This is a genomic window from Rhizobium sp. P1_C7, assembly GCF_056406295.1.
Genome location: NZ_JBFUAL010000001.1, coordinates 158,739 through 183,860, shown reverse-complemented (window position 1 = coordinate 183,860; position 25,122 = coordinate 158,739). Strand labels below are relative to the sequence as shown.

The window sequence follows — 25,122 nt, the reverse complement described above, 5'->3', positions numbered from 1 at the left end:
ATTTCGCCGGATGCATATGTGACGGCTCGTTTAGCCAGCCATCAAACCCGCGTGGCCCTTGGCACGCAGGGGCAACAGACGGTACGTGAAATTCGTGGTTTTGTTTCAACGGCATGCCCGGAGTAACTGAACGAGCGTCGCGCCGGCGCCGGTGCGGGGTAGGCAACTCGGCAAAATGACGCCTTGCGATGGCCGCTGGCGCTAACCGTCTCCAGCCGTGCCGCATTCGTCCCGTCCTCCCGGCTCGCGCTTTACGGCCGCTCGCCTGTCAGCGCTTCTTCTGAAAGATCTTGTTGCCGCGCGGTCCGGTCAGCTGCGGCGTATTCTTGCGATTTTCCGCAAGAAGTGTCCGCCAGCGGGCCAGGCGTTCGGCCGGCAGGGTGCCTGCATCGACGGCAGCCTGGACGGCGCAACCGGGTTCGTGGTCATGGGTGCAATCGCGAAAGCGGCAGAGCGGTGCCAGCTCGGTGATCTCGGAGAACACAAGGTCGATGCCTTCGGCCACATCGCTCACATGCAGCGTGCGCATTCCGGGGGTGTCGATGATCCACCCGCCGCCGGCCATGGCGTGGAGGGAGCGCGCCGTTGTGGTGTGGCGGCCCTTGGCATCGCGCTCGCGAATTCCGCCGGTTTCCTGCGAGCTCTCACCCGACAATCCGGCCAGCGTGTTAACCAGCGTCGACTTGCCCACGCCGGAGGAGCCGATCAGTGCGATGGTCTGCCCGAACTGGCACCAGGGGGCGAGAGCGGCTACCGCATCCTGCGTCTTGGCGTTCAGCACGATCACCGGAAGATCGCGCTGCAACGCCTTTGCCTGCTCTTCGTAGGTCTCCGCATCGGGCACCGTGTCCGCCTTGGTGAGCACGATCACCGGGGTCGTCTCGGCCTGATTGGCGAGCGCGATGTAGCGCTCCAGGCGGGCAACATTGAAATCGGCGTTGCAGGAGGTGACAATCAACAGGGTATCGACATTGGCGGCGCCGAGCTGCCGGTCATGTCTGCCCTCGGTTCGACGCTGCAGCAATGTCCTGCGCTCCAGCCGCCGAACGAGCGAATGATCGTGCGGGTCAGCCAGTACCCAGTCACCGACGGCAAAGTCGCCGGTATTGACCTGATGCGAAATGCCGAGCCTGACCAGACCGCTCAACGAGGCGACACTGAGACGGCTGCGATGAACCTCGGCAATGCGCCGCGCCACCAGACCCAGTTCGGCCGGTTCCAACTGATCGGAAAAGAACGCCGACCATCCCAGCGATTCAAGAAATGCCGTTTCGGCGTCTGCGGTCAAAGTCTCACCGTTGGGTGCGGCGTTTCGTTCACTGTCTCATCTCCGTCGTGCCATCGCCTGGGACATCGGCAGCAGAGCATTTAGGGCTTGCTTGCCGGTTCGCGGCGGACAATGACATCATCTGCGGGTTAGCGGAACCTTGGAATTTAAGATATTGGGATTGTGACACATCTCAATCACCATGCCGGAACGCCAACATGCAAATCTTGAACCGACCTCTGAGCGACGCTCCATACAAAGACCGTGATATCGGTTGCCAGGAAGCGCTTGAAGGCGCCTTTAGCGAAATCGCGCGCAGCGTGCCTTCCAGCCAGATCGTCGATGCTGCAGGCGGCAAGCTCTCGCCTGTCATCTCCGCTCTCGCAAAACGCGCCGAAGCAGTTGGCTGGACACTTGAGGAAGCAGAGGTCGCGATCAGCGAACTGGCGCAGAATATTCTGGACGAGTCTGTGGCAGACTAGAGTATCCGTGTTGGTCAAGTAAGGGATGGCACCCATTTTCTGCCCTGCCTGAGCAGCGTATTTGCCAGGACAATAAGTTTTCGCATGATTGCTGTGATGGCAACTTGGGTGGCTTTCCGGCGGCTTTTAGCTGGTCGTATTTTGCCTTGAGATCGGGATTGAATTGCATGGCGACGAGTGCGGGCATGTATAGGGCCTGCCGGACATTGGCCCGGCCGCGAGCGAGGCTGCCTGCCCTTGATCGAGCGTGCCGAGTTCCGGCATGTCGATCAGGAGCGCGAAGGCGGTGACTGCAGACACGACCGGGATCGAGACAAGGATGTCGAAGCGTCCTGCGAGATCGGGATTGTGCTTGATGAGCAGCATGATCGCCTTTTCGATCGCGATCATCTGACGCTCGATCTGCCTGAGCTGCTCGGTGTTGTGTCGCTTGAGCACGGCCAAGGTCAGGTTCTTTACCCTGTTTCTGGCCGCAGTCCGGTTCTTGACCAGCGCTTCGCGGGCCATGTGCAAATCCTTGAGATCGTTGAGAAGGCTTCGTACCGGCCGTGCTTCGAGTTCGAGGAGGGCTCCCATGCGCGCCAGCATCGCGGCGTCCATCCGGTCGGTCTTGGCCAGTTTGCCCGTGGCTTCCGCAAAGCGCCGTGCCTGGCGCGGATTGACCTTGACGAGTGCTGCGCCCGCCACGTCCAGCCGGCGCTCGAAGGCCCGGTGATAGGGGCCTGTCGGTTCGTAGACGACACGCACGTCATGGGCGGTCTCGATTTGACCGAGCCAACCCATGAAAGCTCTGTGGCCGACAGTGTCGTTGGTGAAGCGACGGATCGCGCCGTCGCTCATCCGGAATGGTATCCTTCGTCATCTTTCGCTTGTCCTCTGCTTGTCATCCGAAGCCGAACTCCGGGTATCCGTCAGGACCAAAGAGAAAGACGAGGGCGATCCGACTCTAGCTCGACCCGTCAAGCGGTCTGCTTTTCAACGATCCGACCCTCGCCGCTGAGGGAGGGCGGCAACCCTCTCGCAGCGGTTCATTCTTCGCCTGTTCGGCAGCAAAAGTCATAAGACAAGCATTTCCGCATTTCTTCGAACCGCGAAAACGCTCTATCCTTTGTCTTCACGCAATTCCGGACACAAAACCGCTACGCAGGTTTGCTGGAATTGCTCTAGGGTCGCTTGTCAGAGCCAGAACATGGCGGCTGTCGATCCGATCGCAAGATTGGCGGTTCGTCTCGTCTTGACGTATGATGTGGCCGTGACAACCGTCTGCACCCATGCGCCTCAGAAACGGAGTTCGAGATTGAGCGTTGCCTTCACCAAGGAAGAGAGTTCCGAAACGGCTTCGGAAACACTGATGCCCGACCGCGCGATTTCGCCTCATCCGAATCTTGTTACGGAATCGGGATTGAAGACCCTTGAGTTGCAGCTCCGACACGCTCGCGATGCCTACGGTGCCACAAGCGCCATCGAGGACGTGAATGAACGGCGGCGGCGGGCGGCTACCCCCCTGCGCGATACTCGCTACTTTGCGGCAAGGGTTCGTACGGCGCAGCTTGTCCCGGATCCCACGTCAATCGACACAGTTGCCTTTGGGAGCACGGTGACCTTCAGCCGTGACGATGGGCGCGTGCAGACCTATCGTATCGTGGGGGAGGACGAAGCCGATCCCAAAGCCGGCTCGATTTCCTTCGTATCGCCGGTGGCAAGGCTACTGATTGGCAAAGCCCTCGGGGATGCCGTCGAAATGGGCGGTCATGAGCTCGAGATCATTGCCATCTCGTAGGGCGCCCGGTTGACCACCATTTGAACGCTGCGGCTCTCGCGCTTTCAAAGCGTCCGTTTTTTCCGCAAATTACCTGGTGCTCCGAGACATCGACGATGCCCAGTTGCGTGCCAGACAAGAGCCCTGAGCATGCTCAGGGGGCTCCTCATTCATCCCTCATACCGCGCCAGGAAATCCCCAGCGCTCATGTTCCGGAAATCCTGCAGTGCAACCCGCAGGCGGTCGTGATCCCAGTCCCACCAGGCGAGCCTGTCCATGCGCTCGCCGATTTCCTTGGGAAATCGCTCGCGGATGAGCTTGGCCGGGACGCCACCCACGATCGAATAAGGGGCGACATCCTTGGAAACGACCGCGCCTGCACCGATGACGGCGCCGTTGCCGATAGTGACGCCGGGCAGGATCGTTACGCCATGGCCGATCCAGACATCATGCCCGATGACGACACGGTTCGAACGCCGCCATGCGAAGAAATCCGTTTCCATGTCGGCGTCCGGCCAGTAGTCGGCGGCGCGATAGGTGAAGTGGTGAAGCGTCGCACGCCAGGTCGGATGATTGGTGGCGTTGATGCGGACGGAGGCTGCGATGTTGACGAACTTGCCGATCGTCGCGCACCAGATGGCGCCGTCCTGCATGACATAGGAATAGTCGCCGAACGCGACCTCGTCGATGCGGCAGCGTTCCGATACCTCCACGAAGCGGCCGAAGCTGGCGTTTTTCACGGTGGCCGTTTCGTGGATGTATGGCTTTTCACCAAGCTGTCGGGTCATGCGGCGATCGCCTTGCGCGGCGAGAATGCCTGGACGTCGAGGATGCGATCGGCAACCGCTTCGCGGACCTCCTCGTCGTGGAAGATGCCTAGAAGGGCGACCCCCACCTTCTTTTTTTCCTCGATCATGCCGACGACGACCGCACGGTTCTTCGCGTCAAGGGAAGCGGTCGGTTCGTCGAGGAGCAGGATCGTGTGCTCGGTGATGAAGCCGCGGGCGATGTTGACGCGCTGCTGCTCTCCACCGGAGAAGGTGGCCGGCGGCAGTTGCCATAGCGCTTCGGGCAGATTCAGCTTGGCGAGCAGTTCCGCGGCCCTTTCCCGCGCCACCTCGGCCTCTGCACCGCGCGCGACGAGCGGCTCGGCGACGACATCGATCGCCGCAACGCGCGGGACAGTGCGCAGAAACTGGCTGACATAGCCGAGCGTCCGGCGGCGGACGTCGATCACCGTGCGCGGATCGGCCGTCGCAAGATCGATGACGCGTTCCTGATGCTTGACGAGGATCTGGCCGGTGTCGACGGCATAATTGCCGTATATCATCTTCAGGAGCGAGCTTTTGCCGATGCCCGAAGGGCCGCCGAGGACGACGCATTCGCCTGACGCGACCGAGAAGGAGACGTCTGATACGACGGGCAGCTTGATGCCGTCGCGCAGGTGCATGGTGAAGCTCTTGGCGACTTCGGAAACAACGAGAGGCGTTGCCATGATTTCTTTTCCTTAGTTTTCGCGGACCGGGTTCCAAGCAGAATAGCCGGCTTCCGAACAGGTTTAGCGATCAGACCTGTAGGATCGAGGAGACGAGAAGCTGTGTATAGGGTTCGCGCGGGTCGTCCAGCACCCGGTCGGTCAGCCCCTGTTCGATAACGTAGCCGTCCTTCATCACCATCATGCGATGCGATAGCAGGCGGGCGACCGCAAGGTCGTGGGTGACCACGATCGCGGCAAGGCCGAGATCGTTGACAAGACCGCGGACGAGATCGAGCAGGCGTGCCTGAACCGACACATCGAGACCTCCGGTCGGCTCGTCCATGAACACCAGGCGCGGGCCGGTCACCAGATTTCGGGCGATCTGCAGGCGCTGGCGCATTCCGCCGGAGAAAGCCCGCGGCTGGTCGTCGATGCGGTCCGCGTCGATTTCCACGCGTTCCAGCCAGTCGACCGCGGTCGAGCGGATATTGCCGTAGTGCCGGTCGCCGATCGCCATCAGTCGCTCGCCGACATTGGCGCCGGCCGACACCGTCATGCGCAGACCATCAGCCGGATTCTGATGCACGAACCCCCAGTCGGTGCGCATGAGGAAACGGCGTTCCGCTTCGCTCATGCGATAGAGATCGCGATATGCACCGTCGCGCATATGATACTCGACGCTGCCGGTGGTCGGCATCATCCGGGTCGAGATGCAGTTGAGGAGCGTGGTCTTTCCCGAGCCGGATTCGCCGACGATGGCAAGCACTTCACCCGGCCAGAGTTCGAAAGCGACGTTCCGGCAACCGATGCGATTGCCGTAGAACTTCGAGACGTCGTTGACTTTGAGAAGCGGCGTGTCGGTCATGGCTGTGCCTTCCATTTCGATCTGTAGCTGAAAACCCGCTCTCGCCTGCCGGCTCGCAGGGGCGAGCCGACGGTCTCGCACCGTCCTGCGGACCCCACCACAAGGGGGAAGAGAACTCGTGGCGAGCTCGCACCCAGGCGCGGCGGGTTAATCCCCTCCCCTCTTTGGGGAGGGGTTGGAGAGGTTTTTTTGCAACGAGCGGGCATCATTCCGCCGCCTCCTTGGTGGGTGCCAACATGTCGCCAGCGTGCCCATCGGCGCGGCGATCTTCGCAATGGTCGGTGTCGGAGCAAACGAACATGCGGCCACCCCTGTCGTCGAGGATGACCTCGTCGAGATAAACCTCTTCGGCGCCGCAGAGCGCGCAGGGCTTGCCGAAACGCTGGATCTCGAAGGGGTAGTCCTCGAAATCGAGGCTGACGACCTCGGTATACGGTGGGACCGCATAGATGCGCTTTTCGCGGCCGGCACCGAAGAGCTGGAGGGAATCCGACATGTGCATCTTCGGATTGTCGAACTTTGGCGTCGGCGACGGGTCCATGACATAGCGGCCGGCAACCTTGACGGGGTAGGCGTAGGTCTTGGAGATGCGGCCGTTGTGGGCGATATCCTCGTAGAGCTTCACATGCATGAGGCCGTATTCTTCCAGCGCGTGCATCTTGCGGGTTTCGGTCTCGCGGGGCTCGAGGAAGCGCAGCGGCTCGGGGATCGGCACCTGGTAGACGAGCACCTGATTGGGCCCGAGCTTTGCCTCCGGGATGCGGTGGCGCGTCTGGATAATCGTCGCCTCCATAGTATGCGTGGTAACCGCGACGTTGGCGACCTTCTGGAAGAAGGCGCGGATCGAGACGGCATTGGTGGTGTCGTCGGCGCCCTGGTCGATGACCTTCAAGATATCGTCCGGGCCGATGATCGAGGCGGTGACCTGCACGCCGCCGGTACCCCAGCCATAGGGCATCGGCATTTCGCGCGATGCGAAGGGAACCTGATAGCCGGGGATGGCGATCGCCTTCAGGATGGCGCGCCGAATCATCCGCTTGGTCTGTTCGTCCAGATAGGCGAAGTTGTAGGTGGCGAGATCAGTCATTCGGCTGCCTCCTTTATGCTCTCGTCACTGCCACTGCGGGCGGCTTCGAATTCGTTGCGCATGCGGCGGACGAGATCGAGTTCGGCCTGGAAGTCGACGTAGTGCGGCAGCTTCAGATGCTCCACGAAACCAGTCGACTGGACGTTGTCGGCGTGCGAGACGACGAATTCCTCGTCCTGCGCAGGTGCTGTGATGTCTTCGCCGAGCTCTCCGGCGCGAAGGGCACGATCGACCAGCGACATGGACATCGCCTTGCGTTCGCTCTGGCCGAAGACCAGGCCGTAGCCGCGGGTGAACTGCGGCGGCGCCTTGGACGAGCCCTTGAACTGGTTGACCATCTGGCATTCCGTGACCTGGACGGTGCCGAGCGAGACGGCAAAGCCGAGTTCGGGAACATCGAACTCCACCTCGACCTCGCCGATGCGGATTTCGCCGGTGAAGGGGTGGTTGCGACCGTAGCCGCGCTGGGTGGAATAGCCGAGCGCCAGCAGGAAACCTTCGTCGCCGCGGGCAAGCGCCTGCAGGCGCAGGTCGCGGGTCATCGGGAACTCCATCGGCTCGCGCGTCAGGTCGCCGATCTCGTGATCCTCCGGCATTTCGCCGTCGCCCTCGATCAGGCATTCCTCGGCGAGGATCTCGGAAACCCGCATGACACGGCCGCTTTCGGCGTCGCGCAGCGCCGGCTCGTCGACCGCTTGGTCGGTCAAAAGCGATGGATCGAGCAGGCGGTGGCTATAGTCGAAGGTCGGGCCGAGCAGCTGGCCGCCGGGCAAGTCCTTGTAGGTGGCCGAGACGCGGCGCTCGATCTTCATCGCTGATGTATCGATCGGCAGGGCGTAGCCGAAGCGCGGCAGCGTCGTGCGGTAGGCGCGCAGCAGGAAGATCGCTTCGATCATATCGCCACGCGACTGTCGTACGGCAAGAGCCGCCAGCGTGCGATCGTAGAGCGAGGCTTCCGCCATTACGCGGTCGACGGCGAGCGCGAGCTGCGCGACGATCTGGTCGATGCCGATGGCGGGCAGCGAGCGATCGCCTCGGCGGCGGTCGGCCAACAGTCGGTGGGCGTTGGCAATCGCGGCCTCGCCCCCTTTAACAGCAACATACATGGGTCACATCTCCGTTGCGGTGATTTTGGTGGTGCGCGGCAGGCAGAGGAACCGGCTGCCCGAGGTCAAGACGATGTCGATGCCGCGCGGGAAGAGCGCGAGGTTTTCCGTCCAGAGGCGCAGGAAGGAATCCGGAAGGCCGAGGGGCGCCACGTCGGTGACGCTCTTGATGCCCGGACCCATCAGCGCAAGCCTGCGGCCACCTTCCAGATCGGCAAGTTGGATGATCAGCGTCGTGGAGCGATCGGGATACTCCTGGGTGCCTGCCGCAAACAGGCCAAACGAGGAGAGCGAGGCGCCGCTTTCGACAACCGCAAAACGCGCTTCCGCCTTTTCCGATGTGACCGGGGCACCAGTGTGGAAGCCCAACCATTGCGGGACAGCCGACTTCACAAGACCTGCAGACAGCCAGACCGGCGTGTCGTGATCGCAAAGCGTCAGAGCGATCGCGCCGGCGGCAATGCCGAGAGGGATTGGCGGAGCGGCGTCCGGGGAGACGGTCTGGACGGTACCCGGGCGGGCCATGGCATCCATCATCAGCTTGAAAACGCTCTGGGCGTGGAACACCGGCTCCCCAAAGCCGCCGGTCAAGGCTTCGGTCTTGAGGCTCATCAGTCGTCTCCGCGAACCATTGTGAAGAAATCGACGCGCGTTGCCGCGGTCTCGTCCGCGTTGAGGCGGTCGGCCCCGGCGATGCGAGCGGCGATCGGCGTGAGCAAGGTCTGCTCGACGAAGGACTGCGTTTCGGCTTCCTGCCAGAGCGCATCGAAGATTGCCGAGAGCCTGGCCTTTTCGCGATCCGTGCCGAGCGCCTGGCCGTGGCCGACCGTGCCGGAGGCGAGGCGAACGGTCGCGCGCGTCACCGTGACTTCACCGAGATTGAACGGTGCGCCGCCGCCGCCCATGCGGCCGCGGACCATGACAAGGCCTGTTTCGGGGCCGCGCACCGGCTGGCTGGCAGGCTTTTCAGCCAGCGCCGCCCAGGCCGCTTCCAGCTCCTTTCGTCCGGCACGCGCCAGCAGGTCGGCGGTTCGTTTGTGTCCACTTTCAGCCTGCCCTGCCGTTTGGTTCTTTTCCGCTAAGCTCATCAACACATCCTTTAAATGTCTATTGATATAGACAACTATACAAGATATGGTTACGCTTAAATGGCCGACGTGACAAGCGTGTGACATCCGAGGGATAAAATGGCAGGGCAGGTACAAAGACAGACAGGCGTGGCGCTGTGGCGCCAGATCGCAGATCGCATCCGGCAGGCGATCGGCGCCGGGGCCTATGACGAGACCGGCATGGTGCCGCCGGAGACGGTCCTGGCGCTGCAGTTCGGCGTCAACCGCCATACGGTGCGCAGCGCTCTTGCCGCCCTTGCCCAGGAGGGGATCGTGCGCGCCGTGCAGGGCCGCGGCACGCTGATCGAGCGCAAGGAACGGCTGAACTTCCCGATCACCAAGCGGACACGGTTTACGACAGGGATCGGCGAGCAGGCGCGCGAGATGAGGGGGCTGCTGCTGGCCTATGGCGAGGAGAGAGCGGATGCCGAGATCGCGCGCTGGCTAAAGCTGCGGCCGGAAGCTCCTGTTATTCGCATGGAAACCGTGCGCAAGGCCGATGGCCGCCCGGTCTCATGCGCCACGACATGGTTTCCCGCCGAACGCTTTGGCGGCATGCCTGCGGCCTACGAAAAGACGGAATCGATCACGCAGGCCTTCGCCGAACTCGGCCTTTCCGACTACGTTCGCGCGACGACGGAGATCACTGCCACCCATGCCGATGCCGGCGATATCGCAGCGCTCGAGCTAACACCAGGCGCAATCGTTCTGATCACCAAGGCGATGAACACGGATCTGGACGGCGTGCCGGTACAGTATTCGATCAGCCGTTTCTCGGCGGACCGGGTGCAGTTCACGATCGAGAACTGAGATCGGCTGGAATGGAGGCTGGGGGATTGGCCGCTGTACTATGCCAGGACGTCGAGCCCCATGCTTTTCAACGACGGCCAGCAGCTTCAGTGCCAGTCCACTCGGACGCTTGGCGCCGCTCTCCCATTTCTGCACCGTCGACTGGCCGGTGTTAAGGTAACAGGCGAAGACAGGCTGGCTCACATGATTTCGCTCGCGCAGCGCCTTGATATATCCCTTGGCAGGAATTCCGACGCGCTCAGACATGCTTCATCGAAGCTGCACAAGGTTGCCTTGTTCATGGCGCCGACTTTGAAAAGGGCTTCAACCGACGAATGGACCGCCTTAAAGGATATTGTCATTTAGGCGCTTCATAAATTCGCCGCCGCCCAGGTCGTCGACCTGTCCGAGTGAGACCTGCCGGATAGCCCGACATAAATCCACATGGGAACGCGTGCCTTCCCGGCTGCCCTGGCGAACCACGCCGTTTTGAACACACGCTCGATCGTTGCGCAAAAGGTGGCACCACGTCCTACCTATTTCAATCGATTCCGGGCCAGCAAAGGGCGCGGCCGTGTGAGGGCTGCGCCTTTCGATTCTATCTGCTGTCGTCTCAATGCGCGCCGGACATGTCGCCGAGCACTTCCTTGGAAGCGACGGTCGAGTCGGCGCTCAGCTTGTAGACCATCGGAACGCCGGTCGCGAGGTTGACGCCAAGGATCTGTTCCTTGGTCAGGCGGTCGAGCACCATCACCAGCGAGCGGAGCGAATTGCCGTGTGCGGCGACGAGGACCTTTTCGCCGCGCAGGACGCGCGGAAGGATTTCCGTCAGGTAGTATGGCCAGACGCGGGCGCCGGTGTCGCGCAGGCTTTCGCCGCCGGGAGGCGGGACGTCATAGGATCGGCGCCAGATGTGGACCTGCTCCTCGCCCCACTTGGCGCGCGCGTCATCCTTGTTGAGGCCGGAGAGATCGCCGTAGTCGCGCTCGTTCAGCGCCTGGTCGCGGATCGTTTCGAGACCGGGCTGTCCGACATTGCCGAGAATGATCGTCAGTGTGTCCTGGGCGCGCTTCAGGTCTGAGGTGAAGGCGATGTCGAACTTGATTCCGTAGTCGGCCAGCGCCTTGCCGCCCGTATTGGCTTCCTGAACGCCGAGCTCGGTCAGCTCAGGGTCTTTCCAGCCGGTGAAAAGGTTCTTCAGGTTCCAGTCGCTCTGGCCGTGGCGAACGAGGACGAGGGTGCCGCTCATGAAAAATGCCTCCGAAAAAGATCAGTTTTGGGAAAGCCCGAGTACGTCGAGCATGGAATAAAGACCCGGCTTCTTGTCGCGGGCCCAGAGTGCCGCCTTGATGGCGCCGCGCGCAAAGATGGAACGATCGCCGGCGCTGTGCGACATGGTGACCAACTCGCCTTCGCCGGCGAAGATGACAGAGTGCTCACCGATGACGGAGCCGCCGCGCAGCGTGGCAAAACCTATGCTGCCGGCTTCGCGGGGACCTGTGTGGCCGTCGCGAACGCGGACCGAATGGCTGGCAAGATCGACACCGCGACCCTTGGCGGCTGCCTCGCCCAGCAACAACGCGGTGCCGGAGGGGGCATCGACCTTGCGCTTGTGGTGCATTTCGAGAACTTCGATGTCCCAGCCGGCGGGATCGAGCACGCTGGCTGCCTGCTCGACAAGAACGCTGAGGAGATTGACGCCGAGGCCCATATTGCCTGATTTGACGATGCGGGCGTGGCGGGCCGCAGCCGCGATCTTTGCCTCGTCCTCAGGCAAACAGCCTGTGGTGCCGATGACGTGGACAATGCGCGCCTGCGCTGCGAGCACGGCAAACTCGTTGGTCGTTGCCGGCGTGGTAAAATCGAGCACTCCATCGGCATGCAGGAAGGCTGCCAGCGGGTCGTCGCTGATGATGACGCCGTTCGGGCCAAGGCCTGCGATCTCGCCGACATCCTTGCCGATAAAGGGCGAGCCGGGGCGCGCTACCGCCGCATGCAGCGTGACGCCCTCGATGGCATGGAGGAGCCGAATGAGCGTCTGGCCCATGCGACCTGCTGCCCCAACCACCACCAGCTTCATCGCAGCATCGTTCATGTCCGGCTATCGCCCCTTCGATCAGTATGAATCCGAGGCCGCGGGCCTCTGAAGATTGTTGAGGCGAGCGTAAAGTCCGTCGCTGCGCTTCGCAAGCGTCTCGTGACTGCCCTCCTCGACCACGCGGCCCTGCTGCATGACGACGATCTTGTCGGCGCGGACCACGGTCGACAGCCGGTGGGCGATGACGACGACGGTGCGGCCGGTCATCGCTTCATCCAGTGCCTTCTGAACGGCCGCTTCCGATTCCGTGTCAAGAGCCGAGGTGGCTTCGTCGAGCAGCAGGATCGGCGCATTGCGCACAAGTGCGCGCGCGATCGACAGACGCTGGCGCTGACCGCCGGAGAGCGTCACGCCGTTTTCGCCGACGGGGGTGCCGTAGCCCTGGGGCTGGGCAAGGATAAAATCATGTGCATAGGCCAGGCGGGCGGCATCCTCAACCTCGGCATCCGTCGCTTCGGGCCGGCCATAGCGGATGTTGTCGCGGATGGAGCCCTCGAAGAGGTAGGGCTGCTGAGAGACGTAGGCCAGTTGTTCGCGTAGCGACAGCTTCGTGACGTGGGCTATATCCTGGCCGTCGATCAGAATATCGCCGGACGACGGGTCGTAGAAGCGGGGAATGAGATTGATGATCGTGGACTTTCCGGCGCCGGAAGGACCAACGAGAGCGGTTGTCCTGCCACCCTCGACCACGAAATTCACACCGTTGAGAACAGCATCGTTGCCGTAGGCGAAAGCGACGTTGCGAAACTCGATACGGGCCTTGGTCACCACGAGCGGCTTGGCGTCCGGTAAATCGCGCTGGCGCGGCTCCATGTCGAGAAGCTCGTAGATCATCCGGGCGTTGACGGCCGCACGCTCCAACTGAACCTGCAACTTGGCAAGGCGCCGCGCCGGATCGTATGCAAGAAGCAGTGCGGTCACAAACGAGAAGAAGGCGCCCGGGGGCGCGTTGAAATAGATCGACCGATATGCCGCGTAGGCCAGCACGCTTGCGACCGCAAAGCCCGCGAAGGTTTCGGTCATCGGCGCATTGCGCTCCGACAGTTTAGCGATCTTGTTTCCGCGTTCCTCGGCGGCGACGATGATCTTGTTGATCTTCTGCTCGAGCTGCTTCTCCATTGTGAAAGCCTTGACGATGGAGATGCCCTGGATGGTCTCCTGCATCGCACCCAGCACATGGCTGTTGAGGTGGATGGCCTCCTTTGTCGCCTGGCGCAGGCGCTTGGACAGATAGCGCAGCGCCAGCAGCAAGGGCGGGGCGAGGATCAGCACAGCCAGGCTGAGCAACGGATCCTGATAGATCATGACGCCGATCAGCGCCACGAAGGTCAGCAGGTCGCGCGCGGTCGACGTGATCGTCAGGTTCAGAACATCCCGGATGCCGCCGACGTTCTGGCTGACCTGCGCCGCGATGCGCGCCGAACGCGCTTCGTTGAAATAGCCGACCGACAATGTCATCAGATGCACGTAGAGACGGCTCTGATAGCGGGCGACGATATTGTTGCCGATCTTGGACAATGCCACCGCCTGGCCATAGCTTGCAAAGCCACGCATGACGAACGCGATGAAAATTGCAAGACAGATGATCCAGACGACATCGGCACGCCGATTGGCGAAGGCTTCGTCGATGATCGCTCGCATGATCCAGGCGGTGAAGGCCGTCGATAGCGCCACGATGACGAGGCAACCGATGGCCGCGGCATAACCCCAGATGTGTTCGCGCCCATTCTCGGCAATGATGCGCTTCAGAACGGCGGTGACCGTGCCGCTGTCAACAGGTCGCTGCTGGGTGTCGGATGAAGTCAAAAAAGCTTCCTGTCTCGGACGATGCGAGCCGAAACGTCGGCTCGCGTTCGAGCGGCTCTATAAAGAGTTGACGCCCGTTTGGCTAGGGTCGGCTATCGTCGCCAGCGACGCCCGTCGGTCGAAACGCCGAAACTTTCCGGTTTGCGCGCGTAGGAGGATAGGCCAGCCAGTGCCGCGAGCGGATGCGTGACGACGTAGGTCGGGATGGTTGCGAGCAAGGCGGAATGGGGTGCCTTGTCCTCGAAAGCAGCCCGGAACTCCGACTTTCTCAGCGCCGGCAAAATCTTCTGCGAGATGCCGCCGGACAGGAAGACGCCGCCGCGAGCCATGAAAATCATCGCCATATCGCCGGCGACGCGACCGAGATAGGTCGAAAACAGCGCGATCGTTTCGACGGCGACCGCGTCGGTTCCGGCAAGCGCGTGCGAGGTGATATCAGCCGGATCCGCGTAGGTCGGCTCGACACTGTCGGCGGCACAGATCGCACGGTAGAGATTGACGATACCGCGTCCACAGAGGATCTGCTCCGCCGAAATCCGGCCCTCGATGGTTTCGACATGCGGAAAAATCTCGAGATCCCGCTGGGTGCGCGGCCCGAGATCGACATGTCCGCCCTCTCCCGGAACTGGGATCCAGACATTGCGCGCATGGATGAGGCCCCCGACGCCAAGACCGGTGCCGGGACCAAGGACGACGCGGGAAGCAACCATGTCGCCGGACGCGCTACCGAGACGCTCCCGATTTTCGGTGGAAAGGTCGGAGACTGCCAGCGCCTGCGCCTCGAAATCGTTGACGACGAGAACGTCTTCCAGGCCTAGCCCTTCGATCATGGTTTTCGGACGGACGACCCAATCGCAATTTGTCAGCGGGATTTCGTCGTCGCTGATCGGTCCGGCGACCGCCAGGATCGCCGAGCGCGGGGTGATGGCACTCTTTTCGAGAATGGCGGCACGGATCGCGTCGTCGATGGTCTCGAAATCGGCCGTGCGGACGTTCGGAAAATTGATCTGTTCAGCGGTAGCGTCCGCGATGATCGCGAAGCGGGCGTTGGTGCCGCCGATATCGCCGATCAGAATCGGATAGGGCAAGGAGGCTTCGCTGGTATCGAGCTGGTGCATGGCAGGTTCCGTAAATGCGCCTTCGGCGCCGGTTAGGCGTGAAGATTTCCGATAAGCTTGTCCGCAGTCGCTTCGTTGAGCGCCATTGGAATATCATAGACGATTGCCAGCCGCATCAGCGCCTTGACGTCCACATCGTGCGGCATCGGCGTCAAAGGGTCGACGAAGAAGATCAGGGCATCCACCTCGCCTGTGGCAATCAGCGCGCCAATCTGCTGGTCACCGCCGAGCGGCCCACTCTTCAGCCGCGTGACGTCGAGGTTGGGTGCGGCGTCCAGAACGCGTCCGCCGGTCGTTCCCGTGGCAACGATCGTCCAGTTCGCCGCCAGCGTCTCGCGGTTGCGGCGGGCGAATTCCGCCATGTCATCCTTCTTCTGGTCGTGCGCAATCAACGCAAGGCATTTGCCACTGGCCATAAAAGGAGACCTCCCTCTGAAATTCAATCGATTTGACCGCTTCTATACGAAGAGCCTTGCCTTTGAAAGAGTGCCATGACCGCGCTCATTGGACAGGCGGCTTGTCATCGGGAATGGGGCCGGTGGCTGGCAGCGCACCGTCGGGAGCGACCGAAGGCTCCGAGGCCGGCGCTACCGTCAACGCTTCGGCCGCCGAGGCGCCGCCATAGGTCGCCGCATGAACGGACGAGACCGATGGCGCTGCGAGAACCGCCGAGCAGGCATTGGGAAGATCCGACACCATGACCTCGCGCGGCTTGACCGGCTTCGTGCCGGGCTTGGGCGGTTTCGGCGGAGCCCAGGGCGCCTTGGTGAACCACCACGCCAGAGATTTGTCGCATCCGTCGCCGGCGGCAACGGGTGCCTGAGGCTTGCAGCCTGCAGCGCCCGGCGGGCACTTGAGGCGGATATGGAAATGCGAATCGTGCCCGTATTCGGGGCGAAGCTTTCCCAGGTTGGTGCGATCGCCGGTCCAAGTGTCGCACATCTTCTTCTTGATCGCCGGATTGACGAAGATACGCTCAACCTGCGGATAGCTTGCCGCGCGCATCAGAAGCCGCGCGTGTGCGGCACTCCAGACATCAGGATTGATGGTCAGGAACGCGTTCTTTTGCAGCATCGTCGTGAAGGGCATCGTCTCCTTCTCTTCTGCGCTCATCCTGTGAGACGGCATGGGCGTGAGCCAGACGTCGCCATCGAGGCCGATCTGGTGCGAGGCGTGGCCGTTGAACATCGGCCCGCCTCGCGGCTGCGCAATATCCCCGACGAGAAGACCCGGCCAGCCATCATACTTGGCGGCATCGCGTGACAGCCGCTCGAGCAACGCGATCATCGCCGGATTGCCCCAGCGCCGATTTCGCGAAAGCCGCATTGCCTCCCAGGTCGGGCCGTCGGTAGGCAGCGCCACCGCGCCGGTCATGCAGCCCTTGGCATAGAAACCGAAAGGCTGCGCACCTCCCTGGGTCGGCAGCTCGACCGAACCGAAGATCGCCTTCGCGCTTCCCGGGCTTGGCTGTTTCTGTTGCGCGGCGGCGTCGCCGGCGACGAGGCTTGCGCCTATCGCGGCGGCGACGGCCAGCCTGCCTACAGTACGAAGGGCGTGAGAGATACGGAAAACCATGCCATTTCCTGAACGTCTGCCGACTCTGTGTCGGGTGATTTGTAATCGAACCTACCGTGAAAAGGAATTTTGGTGAATCGATGTTTTGACCCGGCCACCTGCGTGGCGGGTATCCCGTCGAGCGATTTCGGTCAGAAGGCGCGCGGCCCGGGCAAAACGGTCACGATTCCGCGAGCCCCATAAAAACTGAAGGGTCACCTGTTTTTCGCCTGCTTTTCGCCTATTCTCGGCGAAGCGAACAACAATATGGGGCTGGCGAATGGCGCGTGCATGGTCGAAACTGGGCTTGGTTCTCTCTCTTGCTGGCGTCTTTGCCCTCCCCTTGCAGGCATTGTCGCAGGAGCAGAATTTCCGGATCGGCACGTCCACAATCGGCGACCTCAAGTACCAGCCCGGCTTCAAGCGTTTCGACTACGTCAATCCCGATGCGCCAAAGGGCGGAGATCTCAGGCTCTCGACGACAGGCACATACGACACATTCAACCCGCTCCTCAGCAAGGGCGAGACGGTGACGGGACTCGGGCTGGTTTTTGAAACGTTGATGAAATCGGCTGACGATGAACTGCTTGCCTCCTACGGCCTGCTTGCTGAAGGCGTCTCGTATCCGGAGGATGTATCCAGCGCGACGTTTCGGCTGCGCAAGGAAGCCAAGTGGGCCGATGGAACCCCGGTGACGCCGGAGGACGTGATCTTCAGCTTCGAGAAGTCGAAGGAGCTCAATCCCCTTCTTTCGAACTATTACGGCCATGTCGCGAAGGCCGAAAAGACGGGCGAGCGCGACGTCACCTTCGCCTTCGATGAGAGAGGAAACAAGGAGCTTCCCAATATTCTCGGCCAGCTTCAGGTCGTGCCCAAGGCTTGGTGGGAAGGCAAGGGAGCGGACGCGAAGCCGCGGGACATTTCCAAGACCACGCTCGAACCCGTCATGGGTTCGGGACCGTACAAGATCGGTGCCTTTTCAGCCGGCAGCAAGATCACCTACGAGCTGCGGGACGATTACTGGGGCAAGGACGTCAATGTGAATATCGGGCAGAACAACTTTGGCACCATTGCCTACAGCTATTTCGGTGACAGGGATGTTGAGTTCGAGGCGTTTCGCGCCGGCAACGTGGATTTTTGGCAGGAGAACCAGGCGAGCCGCTGGGCGACGGGATACGACTTCCCAGCCGTGAAGGATGGACGCATCAAGCGTGAAGAACTGCCGAACCAGCTACGCGCGACCGGTATCATGCAGGCCATGGTGCCCAACATGCGACGCGAGATGTTCAAGGACGAAAGGGTGCGTGAGGCGCTGAACTACGCCTTCGACTTCGAGGAAATGAACCGCACCGTCTTCTTCGGCGCCTACAATCGCGTCAACAGCTTCTTCTTCGGCACCGAACTCGCCTCATCCGGGCTGCCTGAGGGCCGCGAGCTGGAGATCCTGCAGGGCATGAAAGACAAGGTACCGGCGGAGATTTTCACCACGCCCTACAGCAACCCGGTCGGTGGCGATCCGCAGAAGAGCCGCGAGAACCTGCGCAAGGCGATCAGCCTCCTCAAAGAGGCCGGCTACGCAATACAGGGCAACCGGATGGTGAACACCAAGACCGGCAAGCCCCTCTCCTTCGAATTGCTTCTGAGCAGTCCGACATTGGAGCGGGTTGCCGTTCCCTATACGCAGGCACTCAGGAAGATCGGTATCGATGCGCGTGTGCGAACCGTCGATCCGTCCCAGTACACCAACCGCGTCCGCAGCTTCGACTACGACATGATCTGGAACGTCTGGGCCGAGACGATGAATCCTGGCAACGAGCAGGCCGACTACTGGGGTTCTGCCGCCGCCAACCAGCAGGGATCTCGTAACTACGCGGGCATTGCCGATCCCGCGGTCGATGAACTGATCAAGAAGATCATATTCGCGCCGAACCGCGACGATCAGATTGCCGCTATCAAGGCGATGGATCGCGTGATGCTGGCAAGGCACTATGTCGTGCCGCTCTACTATCGCTCGGACATCCCCATCGCGTATTGGGACAAATTCGACCGCCCTGCCGAGCTGCCGACCTATTCGACCGGTTTCCCCGAAAGCTGGTGGTCGAAAGCGGCCAAGTGAGCGGGCTTGCATTGGCCGAATGGCTGGGCTCCAAATGAGCGATCCGAATCACTTCGGAACGAGAGCAAAGGCCGGACAAGACCGGCGAAAAAAGGCTGGCGGATTGAACGGGAATAGACTGGAAGGCTCGACTAAGAAATCCCTGGAGGCCGCTCGCTGATGGGAGCCTATATTCTTCGACGCCTGCTTTTGATGATCCCGACGATCGTCGGCATCATGGCCATCTCCTTCACCGTCATCCAGTTTGCGCCGGGCGGCCCCGTCGAGCAGGTGATCGCGCAGCTGACCGGCGACGCACAGGGTGCGGATTCGCGCATTTCCGGCGGTGGCGGCGACCTGATGGGCGGCGGCCTCGACGAAGGCGGTTCGAAATACCGCGGCGCGCAAGGCCTCGATCCCGAGCTGATCGCCAAGCTCGAGAAGCAGTTCGGCTTCGACAAGCCGCCGCTGACCCGCTTCGGCGAGATGATGTGGAACTACATCCGCTTCGATTTCGGCGAGAGCTTCTTCCGCAACACGTCCGTTCTCGATCTGATCAAGGACAAGCTGCCGGTTTCGGCCTCGCTCGGCGTCTGGATCATGATCTTTTCCTACGGCATCTCGATCCCGCTCGGCATACGCAAGGCTGTCAAGGACGGCTCGACCTTCGATGTCTGGACCTCAGGCGTGATCATCATCGGCTATGCCGTACCGAGCTTCCTGTTCGGCATCCTGCTGATCGTGCTTTTCGCCGGGGGGTCGTTCTACGACTGGTTTCCGCTGCGAGGCCTCGTCTCGGACAATTTCGACCAGCTTGCCTGGTGGCAGAAGCCCCTCGATTATTTCTGGCACCTGGCGCTGCCGCTTATCTCGCTGTCGCTCGCGGCCTTCGCGACGACGACGCTTTTGACCAAGAATTCGTTCATCGAAGAAATCAAGAAGCAGTATGTCGTGACCGCCCGCGCCAAGGGGCTTAACGACCGGCAGGTGCTTTACGGCCACGTCTTCCGCAACGCCATGCTGATCATCATCGCCGGCTTTCCCGGCGCCTTCATCTCCTCCTTCTTCACCGGGTCGCTACTGATCGAGAACATCTTCTCGCTCGACGGGCTCGGGCGCCTCGGCTACCTCTCGGTGGTCAACCGCGACTATCCGATCGTCTTTGCGACGCTCTACATCTTCTCGCTGCTAGGCCTGTTCGTCAGCCTCGTGTCCGACCTGATCTACACCTGGATCGATCCGCGGATCGACTTCGAGCGGAGGGACATCTGATGGACACCGCCGCCAATCCCGTAACCGCAACGCCGGTCAAGCCGCCGCGCAAGGGGCTGCTGTCGCCGACCAACATCCGGCGATGGAAGAACTTCAAGGCGAACAGGCGCGGCTACTGGTCGCTCTGGCTCTTTCTCGTGCTGTTCGTGCTCAGCCTGTTTGCAGAGTTCATCGCCAACGACCGGCCGATCGTCGCCTCCTACAAGGGCGAGATCCTGTTTCCGGTTCTGGTCAACTATCCCGAGGAGAAGTTCGGCGGGTTCCTGGCTGAAACCGATTACCGCTCCGACGTCATATCGGACGAGATCAACGCGAACGGCTGGATGATCTGGCCGCCGATCCGCTACTCCTACCGCTCTGTCAACTCCAACATCCCGCATTCGGCGCCGACCGCACCCTTCTGGATCATGAGCAAGGAGGCGCGCTGCTCCGGCTATCCGCAGGGCGTCAATGATCCCGGCTGCACCTTCAGCAACCTCAACTGGCTCGGCACCGACGACCAGGCGCGCGACGTGCTTGCCCGCGTCATCTACGGCTTCCGCATCTCGGTGCTTTTCGGCCTGGTGCTGACGATCTGCTCTGCCGTCGTCGGCGTGGCGGCCGGCGCGATCCAGGGCTACTTCGGCGGCTGGACGGACCTGCTCCTGCAGCGCTTCATCGAAATCTGGTCTTCGATGCCGGTGCTTTACATCCTGTTGATCATCGCGGCGATCCTGCCGCCCGGCTTTTTCGTGCTCCTGGGGATCATGCTGCTGTTCTCCTGGGTCGGCTTCGTCGGCATCGTGCGCGCCGAATTCCTGCGCGCGCGAAACTTCGAGTATGTGCGCGCCGCCCGCGCGCTCGGCGTCAACAACCGCACGATAATGTGGCGTCACCTTTTGCCGAACGCCATGGTGGCGACCCTCACCTTCCTGCCGTTCATCCTGTCGGGGTCGATCACGACTCTGACCTCGCTCGACTTCCTCGGCTTCGGCATGCCGCCCGGCTCCCCTTCGCTGGGCGAAATGATTGCTCAGGGGAAGTCCAACCTGCAGGCGCCTTGGCTCGGCCTTACGGCCTTTTTCGCCATGTCGATCATGCTCTCGCTTCTGATCTTCATCGGCGAGGCCGTGCGTGATGCATTCGATCCAAGGAAGACGTTTCAATGAGCGATACTCCTGAGCCCCTGCTTTCCGTCCGCGATCTCTCAGTTGCTTTTCACCAAGGCGGGGACACATCGCTGGCCGTCGATCGCGTCTCGTTCGACATTCACAGGGGGGAAGTGGTGGCGCTGGTAGGAGAGTCGGGATCAGGCAAGTCCGTGTCTGCCAGCTCGATCCTCCGTCTCCTTCCCTACCCGGCGGCAAGCCACCCCTCCGGAGCGATTGTCTTCAAGGGCAAGAACCTCCTGAAAGCATCTGACAAGGCGTTGCGCGAGGTGCGCGGCAACGACATAACGATGATCTTCCAGGAGCCGATGACGTCTCTCAATCCGCTTCACAGCATCGAAAAACAGATCGCGGAGATCCTGGCGCTGCATCAGGGCCTGACAGGGCAACCCGCGCGCACGCGCGTGCTGGAACTGCTGAACCAGGTCGGTATCCGAGAGCCGGAGAAACGACTGAAGGCCTACCCGCACGAGCTTTCCGGCGGCCAGCGGCAGCGCGTGATGATCGCCATGGCGCTGGCGAACCGCCCGGAGCTGCTGATTGCCGACGAGCCGACGACGGCGCTCGACGTGACCGTGCAGGCGCAGATTCTTGAGTTGCTGCGGCAGCTGAAGGGGCAGCACGGCATGTCCATGCTGTTCATCACCCACGACCTCGGCATCGTGCGAAAGTTCGCTGACCGGGTCTGCGTGATGACCAAGGGCAAGATCGTCGAGACCGGCACGGTCGAAGAGGTCTTCGCCAATCCGAAGCATGAATATACGCGGCACCTGTTGGCCTCCGAGCCGCGTGGCGAACCGCCGCTTTCCGACAGCTCCAAGCCGATCGTCATGCAGGGGTTCGATATCCGCGTGTGGTTTCCCATCAAGGCGGGGCTGATGCGCAGGGTCGTCGACCACGTGAAGGCCGTGGACGGGATCGACCTGTCGCTGCGCGCCGGGCAAACACTCGGGGTGGTCGGCGAATCCGGATCCGGCAAGACGACGCTCGGCCTCGCATTGACGCGGCTCATCTCTTCGCAGGGACGGATCAGCTTCGTCGGCAAGGATATAGCCGACTATTCGTTTACCGAGATGCGGCCGTTGCGCAACCAGCTGCAGGTCGTGTTCCAGGATCCCTACGGTTCGCTCAGCCCGCGCATGTCCGTCGGTGACATCATCGCCGAAGGGCTGAAGGTTCATGAGCGGTCGCTGTCATATGAGGAACGCGACCGGCGCGTCTGCTGGGCCTTGGAGGAGGTCGGCCTTGACCCAACGACGCGGTGGCGGTATCCGCACGAATTTTCCGGCGGCCAGCGCCAGCGCATTGCGATTGCCCGCGCGATGGTGCTGAAGCCGCGCTTCGTCATGCTCGACGAACCGACCTCGGCGCTGGACATGAGTGTACAGGCACAGGTCGTCGACCTCCTGCGAGATCTGCAGAAGAAGCACGATCTCGCCTATCTCTTCATCAGCCACGATCTCAAGGTAGTGAAGGCGCTCGCCAACGACGTCATCGTCATGCGCTTCGGCAAGGTGGTCGAGCAAGGCTCGTCCTCCGAGATCTTCCGCGCCCCCAAGGACGAGTACACCAAGGCGCTGATGGCAGCCGCCTTCAACATCGAGGCCGTGCCGACGCCGGCCGTTCAACAATAATGAAGACCATGTCCGTGACGCCTCCCGTTCTCATCGATCTCAAGTTCAATGCCGAAGCAATTGCCCGCATTCTGAAGACCGCCTTTGCCGATCGCGGCAGCATCAGTCTGGCCGATCCCGCCGCCAAGGACCGCGACCTCAGCGGCATCGACTATGCGCTGCTCTGGAAGCCAGACGCCGACCTTTTCGAGCGTGCGCCCAACCTGAAGCTCATTTTCTCGGGCGGCGCCGGTGTCGACAGCTTCCTGACCCTGCCGGGGCTGCCAGACGTGCCGATCGTCCGGTTCGTCGATCGCAGCCTGACGACGCGGATGAGCGAGTGGGTGGTGATGCAATGCCTGATGCACCTGCGCGAGCAGCACAAGCATGAACAGCACCAGCGGGAACGGACCTGGGGCAAGCTGATCGCACCGGAGGCCGCCGAAATCACCGTCGGCATCATGGGTCTTGGCGTTCTCGGCCAGGATGCCGCGTCGAAACTCCGGGTTATGGGCTTCAACGTCATCGGCTGGTCGCGCACCGCCAAGGAGCTGGAGGGCATCGAGACCTTCGACGCCAGCGAACTCGCCCAGTTTCTGGCGAAGACCGACATTCTCGTCGGCCTGCTTCCCCTGACGCCGGAGACAACGGGTTTCTACAATGCCCAACTGTTTGCCAAGCTTCGGCAGGGAGGAGCGCTCGGCAAGCCTGTCTTCATCAATGCCGGACGCGGCAAGAGCCAGGTGGAAGCCGATATCGTCTCGTCAATCGAAGGCGGCGTGCTCGGCGGCGCCTCGCTCGATGTGTTCGCGGTCGAACCGCTGCCCGCCGAAAGTCCGCTGTGGGCATTGGAAAACGTCTTCCTCACGCCGCACGATGCGGCGGTCTCCGAGGAGAACGCGCTTTTCCGACATGTCGAAGAGCAAATCGCCCGCTTCGAGCGCGGCGAGCCCCTGCAATTCGTGATCGACCGCGCGGCCGGCTACTGACGCTGGCGGAAACCTTTCGGCAACCTCGCGAAGCGATCGGCACCCGCCGCACCCGACAGCCGGTTATTAGAGCTGGACATTATCGGCCGTTTTTTCGATAAGAATGGGCACGAACCGGTCGTCGCGCGCCGGCTTTGGCGCGCCACGCACGGATGAATGGGTGGAGTTTATGGCCAAGACCGACATCGCACGGCGCGTTTACAATCACGCGTGGAAGCTCGACCCCATCGTCCGCAGCCTGATCGATACGGACTTCTACAAGCTACTGATGCTGCAGATGATCTGGAAGCTCTATCCCGACGTCGATGCTACCTTCACGCTGATTAACCGCACGAAACGCGTCCATCTCGCCGAAGAGATCGATGAAGGCGAGCTGCGCGAACAGCTCGATCACGCGCGCACGCTCAAGCTTTCGAAGAAGGAAACGATCTGGCTGGCCGGTAACAGCTTCTATGGCCGCGCGCAGATTTTCGAGCCGGAGTTCCTGGCCTGGTTCTCGCATTTCCAATTGCCCGAATACGAGCTGTCAAAGCGCGACGGACAGTACGTCCTGGATTTCCACGGCTCGTGGAAGGAAACCACGATGTGGGAGATCCCGGCACTCGCCATCATCAACGAACTCAGGTCCCGATCGGCCATGCGGGCGCTCGGCCCGTTCACGCTCGACGTGCTCTATGCCCGTGCCAAGGCCCGCATGTGGGAGAAGGTGGAACGACTGCGTGAGCTGCCCGGCCTGCGCATCTCCGATTTCGGCACGCGCCGCCGCCACAGCTTCCTGTGGCAGCGCTGGTGCGTGGAAGCGCTGAAGGAAGGCATCGGCCCGGCCTTCACCGGCACCAGCAACGTCTTGCTCGCCATGGACTCCGATCTGGAAGCGGTGGGTACCAACGCGCACGAACTGCCCATGGTGGCAGCCGCCCTGGCGCGGAGCGACGAGGAGCTCCACAACGCGCCCTACAAGGTGCTGCGCGACTGGAACAAGCTCTACGGCGGCAACCTTTTGATCGTGCTGCCCGACGCCTTCGGAACCGCGGCATTCCTGCGCGACGCGCCGGAATGGGTAGCCGACTGGACGGGCTTCCGCCCCGATAGCGCCCCGCCGATCGAGGGCGGCGAGAAGATCATCGACTGGTGGAAGAAAATGGGCCGCGACCCGCGCCAGAAGCTGCTCATCTTCTCCGACGGACTCGATGTCGGCGCGATCATCGACACCTACAGGCATTTCGAAGGGCGCGTGCGCATGAGCTTCGGCTGGGGCACGAACCTCACCAACGATTTTGCCGGCTGCGCCCCAACCGAGATCTCGGGTCTCAACCCGATTTCCGTGGTCTGCAAGGTCATCGACGCCAATGGCCGCCCGGCCGTCAAGCTGTCCGACAATCCGCAAAAGGCGACCGGCGATCCAGAGGAGGTCCAGCGCTATCTGAAATTCTTCGGTACGGAAGATCGCGTCGATCAGGCCGTTTTCGTCTGACGTGATGCGAGCGC

24 protein-coding genes and 1 pseudogene are annotated in these 25,122 nt (G+C 61.9%); 9 read left to right on the top strand and 16 right to left on the bottom strand.

Annotation, left to right across the window (positions count from 1 at the left end):
- Positions 1-268: 268 nt before the first annotated feature.
- Positions 269-1,288 carry a ribosome small subunit-dependent GTPase A gene (gene rsgA / locus AC1D2R_RS00925; protein WP_477963859.1) on the bottom strand — a complete coding sequence of 340 codons (1,020 nt, stop codon included), beginning with the start codon at positions 1,286-1,288 and terminating at the stop codon, positions 269-271.
- Positions 1,289-1,485: 197 nt separating this feature from the next.
- Between rsgA and AC1D2R_RS00920 the strand changes: the two genes are divergently transcribed.
- Positions 1,486-1,749 carry a hypothetical protein gene (locus tag AC1D2R_RS00920; RefSeq protein ID WP_477963857.1) on the top strand — a complete coding sequence of 88 codons (264 nt, stop codon included), beginning with the start codon at positions 1,486-1,488 and terminating at the stop codon, positions 1,747-1,749.
- Between the two features lie 126 nt (positions 1,750-1,875).
- On the opposite strand, the gene AC1D2R_RS00915 is transcribed toward AC1D2R_RS00920, so the two are convergent.
- Positions 1,876-2,589 carry an IS110 family transposase gene (locus AC1D2R_RS00915; RefSeq protein ID WP_477963855.1) on the bottom strand — a complete coding sequence of 238 codons (714 nt, stop codon included), beginning with the start codon at positions 2,587-2,589 and terminating at the stop codon, positions 1,876-1,878.
- Between the two features lie 457 nt (positions 2,590-3,046).
- Between AC1D2R_RS00915 and greA the strand changes: the two genes are divergently transcribed.
- Positions 3,047-3,529, top strand: coding sequence for a transcription elongation factor GreA (gene greA / locus AC1D2R_RS00910; RefSeq protein ID WP_477963853.1), 483 nt, complete (start codon positions 3,047-3,049; stop codon positions 3,527-3,529).
- Between the two features lie 149 nt (positions 3,530-3,678).
- Here greA and AC1D2R_RS00905 read toward each other — a convergent pair whose 3' ends face one another.
- The 7 genes from AC1D2R_RS00905 to phnG form a co-directional block, all read right to left on the bottom strand.
- The gene (locus tag AC1D2R_RS00905) at positions 3,679-4,296 is read right to left on the bottom strand and encodes a DapH/DapD/GlmU-related protein (RefSeq protein WP_477963851.1); all 618 of its coding nucleotides are present in this window, start codon (positions 4,294-4,296) and stop codon (positions 3,679-3,681) included.
- On the bottom strand, positions 4,293-5,003 hold the full coding sequence (phnL, locus tag AC1D2R_RS00900) for a phosphonate C-P lyase system protein PhnL (protein ID WP_477963849.1): 711 nt from the start codon (positions 5,001-5,003) through the stop codon (positions 4,293-4,295). The genes AC1D2R_RS00905 and phnL overlap by 4 nt, the downstream gene beginning before the upstream one ends.
- Positions 5,004-5,073: 70 nt before the next feature.
- On the bottom strand, positions 5,074-5,850 hold the full coding sequence (phnK, locus tag AC1D2R_RS00895; protein ID WP_477963847.1) for a phosphonate C-P lyase system protein PhnK: 777 nt from the start codon (positions 5,848-5,850) through the stop codon (positions 5,074-5,076).
- A gap of 205 nt (positions 5,851-6,055) precedes the next feature.
- Complete coding sequence (locus AC1D2R_RS00890; protein WP_477963845.1) at positions 6,056-6,937, bottom strand: alpha-D-ribose 1-methylphosphonate 5-phosphate C-P-lyase PhnJ; 882 nt, start codon at positions 6,935-6,937, stop codon at positions 6,056-6,058.
- Positions 6,934-8,043 (bottom strand): carbon-phosphorus lyase complex subunit, encoded by a 1,110-nt coding sequence (locus tag AC1D2R_RS00885; protein ID WP_477963843.1) that lies wholly within the window; start codon positions 8,041-8,043, stop codon positions 6,934-6,936. Before AC1D2R_RS00885 ends, AC1D2R_RS00890 begins: the two co-directional genes overlap by 4 nt.
- A 3-nt stretch (positions 8,044-8,046) precedes the next feature.
- Entirely contained in the window at positions 8,047-8,655 is a 609-nt protein-coding gene (gene phnH, locus AC1D2R_RS00880) for a phosphonate C-P lyase system protein PhnH (protein ID WP_477963841.1), read from the bottom strand.
- A complete protein-coding gene (gene phnG / locus AC1D2R_RS00875; protein ID WP_477963839.1) occupies positions 8,655-9,131 on the bottom strand; it encodes a phosphonate C-P lyase system protein PhnG in 477 nt (158 codons plus the stop codon). Before phnG ends, phnH begins: the two co-directional genes overlap by 1 nt.
- 99 nt (positions 9,132-9,230) lie before the next feature.
- Between phnG and phnF the strand changes: the two genes are divergently transcribed.
- Positions 9,231-9,962 carry a phosphonate metabolism transcriptional regulator PhnF gene (phnF, locus tag AC1D2R_RS00870; RefSeq protein WP_477963837.1) on the top strand — a complete coding sequence of 244 codons (732 nt, stop codon included), beginning with the start codon at positions 9,231-9,233 and terminating at the stop codon, positions 9,960-9,962.
- 57 nt (positions 9,963-10,019) lie between these two features.
- On the opposite strand, the pseudogene AC1D2R_RS00865 reads toward phnF, so the two are convergent.
- The 7 genes and pseudogenes from AC1D2R_RS00865 to mepA form a co-directional block, all read right to left on the bottom strand.
- Positions 10,020-10,303: pseudogene (locus AC1D2R_RS00865) on the bottom strand (helix-turn-helix domain-containing protein); the annotation flags it as partial.
- 251 nt (positions 10,304-10,554) lie between these two features.
- Positions 10,555-11,190: a 2,3-bisphosphoglycerate-dependent phosphoglycerate mutase gene (locus AC1D2R_RS00860; protein ID WP_477963835.1), complete on the bottom strand. Its 636-nt coding sequence runs from the start codon at positions 11,188-11,190 to the stop codon at positions 10,555-10,557.
- 21 nt (positions 11,191-11,211) lie between these two features.
- Positions 11,212-12,036, bottom strand: a complete 825-nt coding sequence (gene dapB / locus AC1D2R_RS00855) for a 4-hydroxy-tetrahydrodipicolinate reductase (protein WP_477963833.1) — start codon at positions 12,034-12,036, stop codon at positions 11,212-11,214.
- A gap of 21 nt (positions 12,037-12,057) precedes the next feature.
- The gene (locus AC1D2R_RS00850) at positions 12,058-13,845 is read right to left on the bottom strand and encodes an ABC transporter ATP-binding protein (protein WP_477963831.1); all 1,788 of its coding nucleotides are present in this window, start codon (positions 13,843-13,845) and stop codon (positions 12,058-12,060) included.
- Between the two features lie 92 nt (positions 13,846-13,937).
- On the bottom strand, positions 13,938-14,963 hold the full coding sequence (locus AC1D2R_RS00845; RefSeq protein WP_477963829.1) for a glucokinase: 1,026 nt from the start codon (positions 14,961-14,963) through the stop codon (positions 13,938-13,940).
- Positions 14,964-14,995: 32 nt separating this feature from the next.
- Positions 14,996-15,379, bottom strand: coding sequence for a methylglyoxal synthase (locus AC1D2R_RS00840; RefSeq protein WP_477963827.1), 384 nt, complete (start codon positions 15,377-15,379; stop codon positions 14,996-14,998).
- A gap of 85 nt (positions 15,380-15,464) precedes the next feature.
- The gene (gene mepA, locus AC1D2R_RS00835; RefSeq protein WP_477963825.1) at positions 15,465-16,538 is read right to left on the bottom strand and encodes a penicillin-insensitive murein endopeptidase; all 1,074 of its coding nucleotides are present in this window, start codon (positions 16,536-16,538) and stop codon (positions 15,465-15,467) included.
- Between the two features lie 259 nt (positions 16,539-16,797).
- On the opposite strand from mepA, the gene AC1D2R_RS00830 reads away from it, so the two are divergent.
- From AC1D2R_RS00830 to pncB, 6 genes are all read left to right on the top strand, one after another.
- Entirely contained in the window at positions 16,798-18,633 is a 1,836-nt protein-coding gene (locus AC1D2R_RS00830) for an extracellular solute-binding protein (RefSeq protein WP_477963823.1), read from the top strand.
- A gap of 159 nt (positions 18,634-18,792) precedes the next feature.
- Positions 18,793-19,884, top strand: a complete 1,092-nt coding sequence (locus AC1D2R_RS00825) for a microcin C ABC transporter permease YejB (RefSeq protein ID WP_477963821.1) — start codon at positions 18,793-18,795, stop codon at positions 19,882-19,884.
- Entirely contained in the window at positions 19,884-21,032 is a 1,149-nt protein-coding gene (locus tag AC1D2R_RS00820; RefSeq protein ID WP_477963819.1) for an ABC transporter permease, read from the top strand. The genes AC1D2R_RS00825 and AC1D2R_RS00820 overlap by 1 nt, the downstream gene beginning before the upstream one ends.
- Positions 21,029-22,666, top strand: coding sequence for an ABC transporter ATP-binding protein (locus AC1D2R_RS00815; RefSeq protein ID WP_477963817.1), 1,638 nt, complete (start codon positions 21,029-21,031; stop codon positions 22,664-22,666). The genes AC1D2R_RS00820 and AC1D2R_RS00815 overlap by 4 nt, the downstream gene beginning before the upstream one ends.
- 8 nt (positions 22,667-22,674) lie before the next feature.
- Positions 22,675-23,634 (top strand): 2-hydroxyacid dehydrogenase, encoded by a 960-nt coding sequence (locus AC1D2R_RS00810; RefSeq protein WP_477963815.1) that lies wholly within the window; start codon positions 22,675-22,677, stop codon positions 23,632-23,634.
- Positions 23,635-23,803: 169 nt separating this feature from the next.
- Positions 23,804-25,108, top strand: coding sequence for a nicotinate phosphoribosyltransferase (gene pncB / locus AC1D2R_RS00805; RefSeq protein WP_477963813.1), 1,305 nt, complete (start codon positions 23,804-23,806; stop codon positions 25,106-25,108).
- Positions 25,109-25,122: the final 14 nt, after the last annotated feature.